Annotated in this window: 11 protein-coding genes; 4 read left to right on the top strand and 7 right to left on the bottom strand. The window is 37.0% G+C overall.

Features of this window, described 5'->3' with window-relative positions; translation table 11 throughout:
- Positions 1-246: 246 nt before the first annotated feature.
- Positions 247-810, top strand: coding sequence for a Crp/Fnr family transcriptional regulator (locus LQV47_RS07615; RefSeq protein WP_230035506.1), 564 nt, complete (start codon positions 247-249; stop codon positions 808-810).
- 108 nt (positions 811-918) lie between these two features.
- The gene (locus LQV47_RS07610; RefSeq protein ID WP_027375222.1) at positions 919-1,251 is read left to right on the top strand and encodes a multidrug efflux SMR transporter; all 333 of its coding nucleotides are present in this window, start codon (positions 919-921) and stop codon (positions 1,249-1,251) included.
- 167 nt (positions 1,252-1,418) lie between these two features.
- On the opposite strand, the gene LQV47_RS07605 is transcribed toward LQV47_RS07610, so the two are convergent.
- The 5 genes from LQV47_RS07605 to gpmI all read right to left on the bottom strand — a co-directional run bounded on the left by LQV47_RS07605 (position 1,419) and on the right by gpmI (position 6,277).
- The gene (locus LQV47_RS07605) at positions 1,419-2,186 is read right to left on the bottom strand and encodes a class I SAM-dependent methyltransferase (protein ID WP_230035504.1); all 768 of its coding nucleotides are present in this window, start codon (positions 2,184-2,186) and stop codon (positions 1,419-1,421) included.
- The gene (gene map / locus LQV47_RS07600) at positions 2,186-2,995 is read right to left on the bottom strand and encodes a type I methionyl aminopeptidase (RefSeq protein ID WP_230035502.1); all 810 of its coding nucleotides are present in this window, start codon (positions 2,993-2,995) and stop codon (positions 2,186-2,188) included. Before map ends, LQV47_RS07605 begins: the two co-directional genes overlap by 1 nt.
- 84 nt (positions 2,996-3,079) lie before the next feature.
- Positions 3,080-3,511: a BT0820 family HAD-type phosphatase gene (locus tag LQV47_RS07595; protein ID WP_209799831.1), complete on the bottom strand. Its 432-nt coding sequence runs from the start codon at positions 3,509-3,511 to the stop codon at positions 3,080-3,082.
- A 97-nt stretch (positions 3,512-3,608) separates the two neighbouring features.
- Positions 3,609-4,586: an acyl-ACP desaturase gene (locus LQV47_RS07590; protein ID WP_230035500.1), complete on the bottom strand. Its 978-nt coding sequence runs from the start codon at positions 4,584-4,586 to the stop codon at positions 3,609-3,611.
- 149 nt (positions 4,587-4,735) lie between these two features.
- Positions 4,736-6,277 carry a 2,3-bisphosphoglycerate-independent phosphoglycerate mutase gene (gene gpmI, locus LQV47_RS07585; RefSeq protein ID WP_230035498.1) on the bottom strand — a complete coding sequence of 514 codons (1,542 nt, stop codon included), beginning with the start codon at positions 6,275-6,277 and terminating at the stop codon, positions 4,736-4,738.
- Positions 6,278-6,492: 215 nt separating this feature from the next.
- Between gpmI and LQV47_RS07580 the strand changes: the two genes are divergently transcribed.
- Positions 6,493-6,816: a translation initiation factor gene (locus tag LQV47_RS07580; RefSeq protein ID WP_047495705.1), complete on the top strand. Its 324-nt coding sequence runs from the start codon at positions 6,493-6,495 to the stop codon at positions 6,814-6,816.
- Between the two features lie 2 nt (positions 6,817-6,818).
- Here LQV47_RS07580 and LQV47_RS07575 read toward each other — a convergent pair whose 3' ends face one another.
- Positions 6,819-7,718, bottom strand: coding sequence for a leucine-rich repeat domain-containing protein (locus LQV47_RS07575; RefSeq protein WP_230035497.1), 900 nt, complete (start codon positions 7,716-7,718; stop codon positions 6,819-6,821).
- Positions 7,719-7,768: 50 nt separating this feature from the next.
- Positions 7,769-9,922 (bottom strand): alkaline phosphatase PhoX, encoded by a 2,154-nt coding sequence (locus LQV47_RS07570; protein ID WP_230035495.1) that lies wholly within the window; start codon positions 9,920-9,922, stop codon positions 7,769-7,771.
- 381 nt (positions 9,923-10,303) lie between these two features.
- Here LQV47_RS07570 and LQV47_RS07565 point away from each other — a divergent pair, with 381 nt between their 5' ends.
- A complete protein-coding gene (locus LQV47_RS07565) occupies positions 10,304-12,655 on the top strand; it encodes a PDZ domain-containing protein (RefSeq protein WP_230035493.1) in 2,352 nt (783 codons plus the stop codon).
- The last annotated feature ends 10 nt before the right edge of the window (positions 12,656-12,665 follow it).

Raw genomic sequence — 12,665 nt, 5'->3', positions numbered from 1 at the left:
GAGTTATTGAGCGTTATACTGCATTACAAAAAAGAAATTTTAAAGGGAACCTGATAGGAAAGATTAAACGTTTATACTTACCTAAGTCTACGATCAATCATTAGAGCAGCCCATAGTATATAATTCAAAGGATAATACATCAAGAATTTTATCAACTTTTATCTTCTTTAAACCTAAAAAAATTATAAGATTATTTTGCATTACATTACTTAAAACCGATACTTTTGAATATTAGAATTCATATGTATGAATATAGACCAGATTCTTGATCAGATTTATCTCCTTCCTGAAGCCTCAAAAAAAAGTTTAAAAGAACATATTACCGAAGTTTCTCATCCTAAAGGTTTTTGCCTGATGGAGGCTGATAAAGTAATCCCTTACCTTTATTTTATCCGCAAAGGTATTGCCCGTGCCTATGCCAGTACTTCAGAAAATGACATTACCTTTTGGTTTGGAAGTGAAGGCCAGTGTATTCTTTCCATGAAAAGTTATGTAGAGGATAAGCCCGGTTATGAGAGTATTGAACTGCTGGAAGACTGCGAATTGTACCAGCTGGAAACGAAAAACCTAAAGAAACTGTTCAATGAGGATATTCATATTGCCAACTGGGGAAGAAAATTAGCGGAGGCCGAAATGATCAAATCTGAGGAACTGATCATCTCAAGACAGTTTAAAACATCTCTGGAACGTTATAAGGATCTTATGTTTTATCAGTCTGATTTGCTGAAAAGAGTTCAGCTGGGCTATATTGCATCTTACCTCGGAATCACCCAGGTGAGCCTGAGCCGGATACGGGCAGAGATTAAGTAGTTTGAACCGGATTATATAATTCCTTCTATTCCCAATCGCATTTTTTAACAATTGTAAAATTTTGTCTGCTTTAAAATTCTGAAATTTGCAGTAGAAAAATTAACAAAAATGAATTGGATCATATTGGTTATCGCAGGATTATTTGAAGTTGCTTTCGCTTCATGTTTAGGAAAGGCAAAAGAAACATCAGGAACGGAAATGTACCTTTGGTATACCGGCTTTCTGATCACGATGACTATAAGCATGCTTTTGCTGATCAAAGCAACTCAGACACTGCCTATAGGGACAGCGTATGCCGTGTGGACAGGAATTGGCGCTGTAGGAACAGCTTTAATGGGAATTTTCTTCTTTAAGGATCCTGTAAGCTTCTGGAGAGTGTTTTTTATCGTAACGCTTATCGGTTCTGTTGTAGGCCTGAAAGCTGTTTCTTCTTCACACTAAGATTCGACCTTAAAAAAGCATATAAACTTCTATCTATATTTAAAATGGAACCGTCTTCTGTATGAGGGCGGTTTCGCTTTTCTTACCCAAATTTTTTCAGTATTTTCTGCTTTCATTACTTTTGGTTTATCCTTAAAAAAAACCTGCCAAAAATAGGCAGGTCTTATTTATTTTTTGAAAACCAACGGTAAGATTTCGTTCTCTCTTAGTCCGTATTTTTTGATTTCTTCCTGTGGAAATTTCTGAGAATAAAAATTCACTTCTGTTTCGAAACCTGCTTTTTTCAAACGGTCAAAATAATCCATCCCATACCAGCGGACATGGTCATATTGTCCAAAATGTTTCTGACGTTCTTTCGGATCTTTAATGCTAAAATCTTCATAGGTTTTTTCCAATGAGTTTTTCATCGGGACCTGAAGTATTCCCCATCCCCCGGGTTTCATCACCCTGTACAGTTCACTCATTGCCTTGGCATCATCTTCAATATGTTCCAAAACATGATTACAGAAGATAATATCAAAACTTTCATCCTCAAAAGGTAAATCCAGGATATCTGCCTTTACATCTACAATCGGGGAATACAAATCTGCTGAGATATAATTCAGATTGCTCATTCTCTTAAATTTCCTCAGGAATTCCTGTTCAGGAGCAATATGCAGAACTTTATAGCTTTTAATAAAAAAATCAGTCTCATTCTGAAGATATAGCCACATCTGGCGGTGTCTTTCCAAACTCAGTGTTCCCGGAGAAAGGGCATTCTCTCTCTGCTTTCCATATCCGTAGGGCAGAAATTTCCGATAAGACCTTCCATCTATAGGATCAAAAAACTGATCTCCTTTAAAAAACTGATAAATAAGCGGCCTTGCCCAGATGCTCATTTTGATAAGCATCGGACGCGGAATTTTATTCAGTAAAAGTTTCGTTATTTTTTTCATTAAAAATCCAGCTGAAACTGCTTTTCTTCGTCGCTTTGAATTCCTAAAGCTTCGTAAATATATTGGAATGTAGAAAGCAACACAGGTTTACCGTTGATTACAGCCACATCATGTTCAAAGTGAGCAGATGGCAGATTATCTAAAGTAGTTACCGTCCATCCGTCATTATGGAATTTCACTTTTTCAGTTCCAAGGTTAATCATCGGCTCAATAGCAATAGCCAGTCCATCTTTAATCACTTTTCCGCTTCCCTGTCTTCCATAGTTTGGTACTTGTGGATCTTCATGCATTTTTCTCCCTAACCCATGCCCTACAAGCTCTTTTACCACTCCATATCCTTCTTTTTCACAATGAGCCTGAATAGCATGGGAAATATCACCGATTCTTTTTCCCCTTACACACTGTTCAATTCCTTTATAAAGAGATTCTTTACTCACCTGCAGTAGTTTTTTCACTTCAGGTTTTACTTCGCCAATTTCAAAGGTATAAGCATGGTCTCCTACAAAACCGTTCAGGATTGCTCCACAGTCTACGGAAAGTACATCGCCTTCTTTTACAATATCCTTGTTGGGGAAACCGTGAACTACCTGATCATTCGGAGAAATACACAGTGAGTTCGGAAAGCCTCCATATCCTAAAAACGCAGGCTCTCCTCCATGATCCTTAATAAAATCATGAGCCAGTTTATCCAAATATAAAGTATTTATTCCGGGTTTAATTTCTTTAGCCAACATTCCCAATGTTTTAGAAACCAATCGGGCGCTCTCCTTCATAAGACGCAGTTCGTCTATCGTTTTTAATTGAATCATTGTATTAATTTACCAATGTATTAATGTATCAGTGTAACAATATTGATTGATAAAGGTACACTGTTAAATTGTTATATTTTTATGTTACCAGAAAAGTCCTTTTTTCTTTTCTTTTTTTAGTTTTGAATAGGCAAGAACTTCTCTTCCTTCTACACGGAATTCTATTCTTTCCTGAATAATATTGTAAATTTCACCCCATCCAGGAAATCCCCCTAAATTCCGGTCATCAATAAACCAGTCTGCATCCAGTTTTCTGGATTGATTTTCAGAATCGAAAACTTCTCCTTCAAAGCTTGAATTTACGGCATAAAATTCTACGCCGTTTTTTTTGCAGAATTCTACTGCTTCATCTAATGTTTTTCCGTGTCTGTATGTCCAAAGGATAAGTCTGTATCCTTCTGCCTGAAGTTTTTTTAAGGTTTCAAAAGCAAAAATTTTTGCTTTTCCAATTGCCGGATATGCATCATCTACAATCGTTCCGTCAAAGTCAACGGCAATCTTTTTATTATTTAACATTTTGTTCTTTTTTTAGCTTGGCAAAGATAAGAAATAAAAAAGAGTGCCAAAAAGAAAGGCACTCAATACTTTTATAATTTAAAAAAATCTATACAGTTTAGCTCTTCACCCAGTTAAACTGAAACTGAAGATCCGGTGTAGAAACTCTGTCTGTGATCTTCTGAAGTCTTGCAGGAAGTTTCATTAAATATTCCTGAGCTTTTTCCGCTTTTTCTGTAAGCCCTTTTACGTGCTCAATTTTCCATTCATCCAACAGATCTTTCATGATATTGATATAATCATTACCTGTATATACCATACATCTTTGTGCAGCATCTGAAAAATGTCCCCAAAGTTCTCCTGCTTTCTGCCCTGACTGTCTCATCAGGTGAGCTGGCATTACAATTTTCTTACGCATCATATCTTCAAAGGCAAGAATCATTTCTGAAGGGTCTATTTCAAGGATTTTAGCTACGAAATGTTTGTATGCTTTAGCGTGTCTTGCTTCATCTGCAGCAATTACACCACACATTTTAGCCAGCTTTCCGTTTCCGGATTGTTTCGCCAAAGTACCTACTCTTCGGTGAGAAATATTAGTTGCTGTTTCCTGAAAACTTGTATAAATGAAGTTTCTGTATGGATCCATGCTCGTTCCTAAATCAAACCCGTCATTGATTAAATACTGAGTGGTAATTTCTACTTCTCTCATATTCACTCTGCCACACAGGTATAGGTATTTATTCAGTAAATCGCCGTGTCTGTTTTCTTCTGCTGTCCAGGCTCTCACCCAGTTCGCCCAGCCCAATTTTTTTTCCTGATCTACTCCATCTACACCCATTAACCAGGACTCATAAGAAGGAAGAGCCTCTTCCGTAATACAGTCTCCAATTAGAGTTACAAATAAGTCGTAAGGCATCTCACGGGCAAAAGTCTGAATTTCCTCTAAATCATGTTTAAAGTCATCGCTTGACGGATCTGGCAGGTAATCGGAAGGCTGCCAAATTTTTTCAATTGGCGTTAAAAATTTATCCAGAAAAGAACCTACTTCCTTTTCCAATATTCCCATTACTTCTTTCCTAACAAGCTTTTGATACATTTTACTATTCAGTTTTTAATTAACAAAGATATGATTTATTTATTATTTATGGCATAATAAAGTATGCAAGTCATACCTTATCTGATATATATCATAAAAAATGCCACTATATGATTATAACGGCATTTTTTTATGAATATTATTGAATTTTAACTAACTAAAATCTCTCCTGTCATAGCAGCCGGTATTTCCACGCCCATTATATTAAGGATGGTAGGCGCTACATCACCCAGTTTCCCAGGTTTTAAATTCCAGGTTTTATCTTTATCCATTAGGATGAAAGGAACGAGGTTGGTTGAATGCTGTGTGTTTGGAGTTCCATCCGGATTAATCATTACATCTGAGTTTCCGTGGTCAGCCAGTATAAAAACAGCATATCCGTTCTCATAAGCAGCTGTAGCCACTTTTTCAATGCACTGATCTACTACCTCAGCCGCTTTTACAGCCGCTTCAAAAACTCCTGTATGACCTACCATATCTGTATTGGCAAAATTCAGGCAGACGAAATCAGCCGTTCCATTTTCTAATTCCGGTACAATAGCACTGGTAATATCATAAGCTGACATCTCCGGCTTTAAATCATAGGTAGGAACATCTTTCGGGCTTGGACAAAGTAATCTTCTTTCTTCCTTAAACTCTTCCTCCCGTCCTCCCGAGAAGAAAAAGGTAACGTGAGGATATTTTTCCGTTTCGGCAATTCTGATCTGGGATTTTCCGTTTTTCTCAAGTATTTCCCCCATGGTTTCTGTTAACACATTTTCGTCAAAAACAACCTGAACATTCTGGAACGTTTTATCGTAATTCGTCAACGTAATATAATAAAGGTTGAGTTTACGCATAGAAAAATCCGGGAATTTTTTTTGTGAAAGAACTTCTGTAATTTCTCTTCCCCTGTCTGTACGGAAATTGAAACAGATCACCACATCATTATCTATAATCTTCGCTACCGGCACTACATTTCCTGTAGCGGTAGTATTCATGAGAATAATTGGTTTAAGGAACTCATCGGTTACATTATGATCATAAGAATCCTTAATAGCAGCCAGAGCATCTGTAGTCTGTAAGCCTATTCCTGCCACAAGAGCATCATACGCTAATTTTACACGCTCCCATCTCTTATCTCTATCCATGGCAAAATATCTTCCTACTACCGTTGCCAATTTTCCTGTAGTGGCTTCCATATGCTTCTGAAGCTCATCTATAAATCCTAGTCCTGAATGTGGATCACAGTCCCTACCGTCTGTAAAGGCATGAACAAAAACATTTTCGTTCAATCCGAATTCTTTGGCAGCAGATAATAATCCTTTTAAATGATTGATATGGGAGTGTACTCCTCCATTGGATACCAATCCCATAAAGTGTACTTTTTTATTTTCTCTTTTTGCATATTCAAAAGCATCCTGGATCACTTTTTCCTGTCCCAAGGTCCCGTTTTCAACGGCCATATTGAGTTTTACCAGGTTTTGATACACTACTCTTCCGGCACCCAGATTCATGTGGCCTACTTCAGAGTTTCCCATTTGTCCTGCAGGAAGTCCCACTGCTAAACCACTTGCTTCAAGTGTGGTGTGTGGAAATTTTTGGTAACAGCTGTCTATAAATGGTGTATTTGCTTTATCTATGGCAGAAACATTTGGGTTTGTTCCCAATCCCCATCCGTCAAGGATTGCCAGTATTGCTTTTTTCGACATTTCGTATAACTTTTGTACTACAAATTTACCTAATTTCCGATGAATAGAAGAATTTGAAGGCTCGAATTTTATTGATTATTGATCATCAGGATGATATCGCAGGTAATACGGAAATGATCAGATGAATTTCTATCGAATGAAAAAAGATCATTTTTATCATAAAATTTCAGCTTCAATTCCCTTCATAAATCAGTAAATCTTTTTAATTTTGCTTTATGGATTTACGAGATCAATTGAAGAACCTTTTTCCTGATCATGATGAGCAGGATTTTGAAATGCCTGAAGAACAGTTCAAGCAGAAAGAACCTTTGGTATGCAAATTTGAAAAAAAGGGAAGAAACGGAAAGCCTGTAACGATAGTTGAGGGTTGGGAAGGCAGCGAAGAAGACCTGAAGAAAATTTCAAAGAAAATAAAAACCACCTTAGGAATAGGCGGTTCTGAAAAGGATGGGACAATTATCATTCAGGGTGATAACCGTGATAAAATCATGAGTATCCTTAAAGATATGGGCTATAAAACCAAACGTGTTGGCGGATAGGTTTAGAAATAAACCTGAGCTTCCGGCAATAAAGTTTTTAATTTTTCAATTTTAGATTTCTCAATAGGATTTCCTATAAGAATTAATGTTTTAAGATTTTTTAAGTGTTGAATTTCTACAGGAATATCTTTCAGGTTATTGTTGGCCAGGTTCATGCTGACTATATTTTTTAATCCTTTTACTTTGGATGAAATTTCGGTAATATGATTATCACTTACATTCAGAAATTCGAGATTATGAGATTTATATAGATTTTCCGGTAGTTTTACAATGGCATTCTGCTGAAGTTCAAGGTATTTTATATTTTTAGGAAAAGACAGGTTTCCAAGATCATTGATCTGGTTGTCAGAAAGGTTTAAAAATTTCAGGTTTTTAATCTGGTCCAGACGGTCTCTAATAAAACTAATCTGATTCCCCTGGAGATTAATTTCTTCTAAAGTCGGAATTTCCATCAATGCTTCGGGAAAAACATTCAGGTTATTGGCATCCAGATGAATGGCTTTTAACTTTTGAAGTTTGGCTACATTAGGATTAATGCTTGTCAGGCTATTCAAATTTATAGAAAATGTAGTAAGCTTTGTAAGCTTCCCTATTTCGTCCGGAATATATTTAATACTGTTTTCATTAACATTTAAGATCTCCAGTTCTTTGAGCTCAAACAGCTCCTGATCCATTTTTTCAAATTTATTACCCATTATATTCAGAAAAAATATTGAATTCAGTCTGGTGATCTGGGGAGGCAGATTAAATAAGCCTTTTTCTCTGAAGCTCATACTGTAAACAGTTTTTTTGCTGTTTAAAGCATCTTCAATATTCGTGAAGGTAGGATATTTAACGGGGTCGATCTGGGCTTTTGCCAGAACAAGAGAGAAAATAGAAATAAACAGTATCGATTTTTTCATAGATAAAAATGTCCGCCGGCAATACTACCGGCAGACAAAAGTTTAATAATTTATTTCTTTAAAAGTTTTACTGTCTTCTGGAATCCTCCTTCTGCTTCAATATTTAAAATTAAAACACGGGATGCTTCCAGCTGTGATGTAAAGTCTAGATCCAATACTTTGCTTAAACCGTTAAACTTCTTTGTATAAACAATTTTTCCGTCCATACTGTAAGCGGTCACAACAATATCTTTCAATCCTTTTTCAGAGTTTATTTTAACAACTCCTGAAGTAGGGTTTGGAGCTACGTTTACTGTAGTTTCTGCAGTTTTATTCTCTATAGTTCCCAAAGACCCTTCTATTCCTAAGTTTTCTTTAAGTGCAATTACGATTGTTGCAGATTTTCCTTTATAGTTGATTGTATTTCCAGTCGCGTCAATATCTGTAGAAATAGTAGAATCCGGATGCTGGATAGAGAAGAATCCAAATTTGTGATCAGGCGTGAATGTAAGCCCTGTAGGTTCTGAACCAGACGGCATAGAAGCAAAGAGTTTTACTTTAGGATTAGCCTGCGTATGGTCAGGAGCAATAACCCAGATATAATTTTTCCCACCATCCTGAAGAACCCAAAGGTTTCCAAGCTCATCAAAGGTAAGGTTATCATTTCCGTCTCCCCACGCTTCAGACATTGTTCCCTGAGCTGTAGTGAAAGAATATGATGTAGAAGCTCCTCCCACAAATGTTTCCACCTGGGAAGCGGTAGCTCCATTATCCTGTAAACGGTATACTTTGTCTAATCCTTTTGCTGTAAAGTAGATCTTACCGTCTAATGGGCTGATATCTACATCTTCCACTCCATTGAACTTTGTTCCTCCATATGTTTGGGCAAGACTATTGGTATTGTTCTGGTCAGCCTTAGCTTTGTTTGGGATCTGAACCCATGTTGCTGTAGTGCCCACCGGGTCTCCCGATGTACTAAGTCCCTGATCTAGTTTCAATACGTAAAGATTTCCTGAAGCCAGATTATTCGGAGTATCCATTACATATTTGTATACCATGTGCGTTCCTCCATCTTCTCCGTAATAAGCAACAGTTCCGGCGGTATTGATCACAACATTTTCATGGTTCATGATTCCCATCTGCCAAAGTTTACCTTTAGTTCCGTCCTGATTTTTAGAAATCACCTGAGCTGTGGCAGGATCAATTTCAACAAGCCATCCGTAATCTTTATATCCGTCATTGTTCACATCACTGGAAGTAACAGATTCTTCAGCTGTAATCACTGTTCCCCATGGAGTAATTCCTCCTGAGCAGTTCCTGATTGTCTGTACCAGGCTAGGATCTGAAAAACTTACAGCTCTGGATTTTGTCAGCTGCCAAAGTTTGGTAGAGGCATTATAGTTGATTTCAGCCATGGTAACTCCTCCCGGATTGGTTTCATGGTTTACTGAAAGATATCCGTTTGTGCTGCTTCCGGTTTTCGGGACATAGGCCGTAAAGTCGTTCTGCCCTCCTACGAATCCTCCTCCTTCTGTATAATTATCTCCTTCTTTCAGGATAAGCTGGTACTTATGCGCTGTAGGAATAATAAGCTTGTTGGTCTGTGCTGTAGGAACAATAGAGGTAAAACAGCTGATATGGGTTCCATTACAAGTGGTAGCAGCAGGTATTGTCTTTAAATAAGCATCAATTCTAAGATCAGAACTTCCTGTACTTCTATTGTGTACCTCAACAGAAATTCTGTTCACTCCATTTACAAATTTCGACTTTGGAATAGAGAAAACATTGTATACACTTTCTGCAGCACCATCAACGGTTGTACTTGAAAGTGTATTAAAAGTAATCGCACCAGAAGGCATATTATCTCTTACGACTTCTTCACCATTAAGATATACTACAATCCCGTCATCTCTCATTATCCCCAGTTCCATATTATCTGAAAGTGTAGATAAATCAACCGTGAAATCCTTTGCAAAATAAGCTGTAATAAGTCCTGTAGCACCATTATGTATGGTAGTGGTTACAGGATCACCATACCCCAAGGGTCCATTTCCTGTGGCCCATGAAGAAATATCATATGTTTTAGTTTTCCACGCATCCGGCTGAGCCTGATCCAGGTCTTTGTAATTCCATGACGAATTTTTATTAAAAATAAAAGTCTGCGCCTGAATAGAGGTACCGGCAAGTAAAGCCAAGGCTCCGAGTGTGAGTAATTTTCTCTTCATTTTAATTTGATTTATTAGACCTTGCAAAACTATTTTTTTAGAGCTATCCTTCTGTTAATAGGACTTTAAATATAGATCAGGAAATATTAATTAATTTAGAACCTAATGTTAAGGGGATTAAATTATTGTTAATACTTACAGCTTTACGGACAAACTATGAGGGCTTATAAAGCTTAAACAGGTTAGTTCTGAACCTCTCATTGATTGGAATAAATATTTTATAAAGTATTTAAAATTCTTTCGTAATTTGCCGATAAACTATTCATAATTAAATATTTATATTAAAATTTAATTAAAAAACTATGAAATAACAAAAAAAATAATTTATTGTATTAATAATTTACAAATAGTTTAAAACATTCATTAAAACAACAAAACACAATGAAAAAAAAAATTATATTATTTTTAGCTTTATTCTCAATTGCAATTCTTCATGCGCAAACTAAATTATATATTTCTGTTAGTGGTAACGATACTCATTCCGGAACTTTAAAAAATCCATTCAGAACTCCTGAGCATGCCATACAAGAGGCCGGAAAAATGACAGGAAAAGAGGTTATCATTTATATGAGAGGAGGTATTTATTATTTACAAAAATCCCTCGTTTTACAGGATGGAAATTTGAAAACAAAGTCACTTCTTATCACCGCATATCCTGGTGAGCAAGCTGTTATAAGTGCCGGAAAATTGATAAAACCTGATTGGAAACCCTATAACGATAACATCTATGTTACCCAGGTACCCCAAAACAATACTTTTGAACGGTTGTTTATCAATGGACAGCTTCAGGTACTGGCCCGTTATCCCGATTATGATAGCACAGCCAGGGTTTTCAACGGAACCTCAGCCGATGCCATAGCTCCTGAACGTATCAGACAGTGGAAAAATCCGACAGGAGGTTATGTTCACGGGCTCCATGCCGGAGAATGGGGAGGTTTCCACTATCAAATAACAGGAACTGATGAAAAAGGGGAACTTAAACTAGAAGGAGGCTGGCAGAATAATCGTCCATCTGCATTGCACAAACAATTTCGCTTTGTGGAAAATATTTTTGAAGAACTCAATGCTCCGGGAGAATGGTTTCTCGATAAAGAAAGAAGCCTGCTTTATTACTTTCCAGCAAAAGGAACAGACCTGTCCAAAGCACAGGTAGAAGTTTCTCACTTAAAAAACAGCATTGAAATAAAAGGCACTGCAGGAGCTCCCCTATCCAACATAGAAATAAAAAACATAAGCTTTATGCATAATGAGCGAAGCTTTATGGATACTAAAGAACCTCTTTTAAGAAGTGACTGGACTATTTATAGAGGTGGGGCTGTTCTTCTTGAGAATACTCAGAAAATAAAAATAACAGATTGTACATTTACCGAGGTAGGAGGCAATGCCATTATGATAAGTGGGTACAATAGAAATAATCTGATCAGCGGAAACCTTATTTATGGTGCGGGAGCCAGTGGAATTGCGTTTGTAGGAAATTCCAGCGCGGTTCGCTCTCCCTCTTTCAGATATGAAGATTATATTCCTTATGAACAACTGGATAAGACTCCCGGACCAAAATCAAATCTTTATCCTCAACAATGTATTGCTGAAAACAATCTCATCCATGACATAGGAAGGATTGAAAAACAGTCTGCAGGTATCCAGATAGATATCGCTTCCAATATTACAGTAAAGCACAACACCATATACAATACACCAAGAGCTGGTATTAATATTGGTGATGGTGCTTTCGGAGGACATATTATAGAATTTAATGATGTATTCAATACCGTGCTGGAAACTGGCGATCATGGAGCTTTCAATTCATGGGGAAGAGACCGGTATTGGAGTCCTTCCAGAAAATATATGGACAGCATTGCCACCGCACACCCTGAATTAATCTTACTGGATGCTGAACAGACTACGATTATCAGAAACAACAGATTCCGTTGTGATCACGGATGGGATATTGATTTGGACGATGGCTCTTCCAATTACCACATCTATAATAATGTACTTTTGAATGGTGGACTTAAGCTGCGTGAGGGATTCAAACGAAAAGCAGAAAATAACATTATGATCAACAATAGTTTTCATCCGCATGTATGGTTTAAAGATAGTGGCGATACCTTCTCCCACAACATTGTAATGATTCCTTATGCTCCTATAGGGATTGATGGCTGGGGCAACAATATTGACTATAATCTTTTTTTTAATTCTTCTGCCATGCTAGCCGCTCAAAAGAGAAATACAGACCAACACAGTATTGCCGGAGATGCAAATTTTATCAATCCTCAAGCCGGAGATTACAGAGTCAATAAAAATTCACCGGCATTGCATATCGGGTTTAAAAATTTTCCAATGGATGAATTTGGGGTGCAGCTTCCCAGACTCAAAAAAATTGCTGCTAAACCACCATTTCCTATATTAACATACCATACTGATAACGAAAAAAATGCAGCATCAATCAGCTTTCTGAATGCATTAATAAAATCAGTAGAAAGTCATGAAGAGCGATCAGCCTATGGACTGCCCGATGAAAATGGTGGTATTATTATGAAACTTGAAACCAACAGCCCTTTGAAAAAAGCCGGCCTGCAGGAAAAAGATGTCATCAGAACTATGGATGGTACAGAAATCAAAAAAGCAGCTGATCTGCCTAATATCTATCAGCTTTCCCAATGGAAGGGAGAAGTAAAAGTAGAGGCTATTCGCAATCAACAGCCTATACAGGTAAAATTGCTGCTAAAATAAAAAAGAATAA

Origin of the sequence: Chryseobacterium sp. Bi04 (assembly GCF_918698085.1) — a bacterium.
Classification (GTDB): Bacteria; Bacteroidota; Bacteroidia; order Flavobacteriales; family Weeksellaceae; genus Chryseobacterium.
The sequence above is the reverse complement of the archived record's forward strand: the minus strand, read 5'-3'. Positions and strand labels throughout refer to the sequence as shown.

Bases quoted from the DNA above. Each gene is read 5' to 3' on its own strand.
- LQV47_RS07615 (WP_230035506.1), top strand. From the start codon at position 247: ATGAATATAGACCAGATTCTTGATCAGATTTATCTCCTTCCTGAAGCC.
- LQV47_RS07610 (WP_027375222.1), top strand. From the start codon at position 919: ATGAATTGGATCATATTGGTTATCGCAGGATTATTTGAAGTTGCTTTC.
- LQV47_RS07605 (WP_230035504.1), bottom strand. From the start codon at position 2,186: ATGAAAAAAATAACGAAACTTTTACTGAATAAAATTCCGCGTCCGATG.
- map (WP_230035502.1), bottom strand. From the start codon at position 2,995: ATGATTCAATTAAAAACGATAGACGAACTGCGTCTTATGAAGGAGAGC.
- LQV47_RS07595 (WP_209799831.1), bottom strand. From the start codon at position 3,511: ATGTTAAATAATAAAAAGATTGCCGTTGACTTTGACGGAACGATTGTA.
- LQV47_RS07590 (WP_230035500.1), bottom strand. From the start codon at position 4,586: ATGTATCAAAAGCTTGTTAGGAAAGAAGTAATGGGAATATTGGAAAAG.
- gpmI (WP_230035498.1), bottom strand. From the start codon at position 6,277: ATGTCGAAAAAAGCAATACTGGCAATCCTTGACGGATGGGGATTGGGA.
- LQV47_RS07580 (WP_047495705.1), top strand. From the start codon at position 6,493: ATGGATTTACGAGATCAATTGAAGAACCTTTTTCCTGATCATGATGAG.
- LQV47_RS07575 (WP_230035497.1), bottom strand. From the start codon at position 7,718: ATGAAAAAATCGATACTGTTTATTTCTATTTTCTCTCTTGTTCTGGCA.
- LQV47_RS07570 (WP_230035495.1), bottom strand. From the start codon at position 9,922: ATGAAGAGAAAATTACTCACACTCGGAGCCTTGGCTTTACTTGCCGGT.
- LQV47_RS07565 (WP_230035493.1), top strand. From the start codon at position 10,304: ATGAAAAAAAAAATTATATTATTTTTAGCTTTATTCTCAATTGCAATT.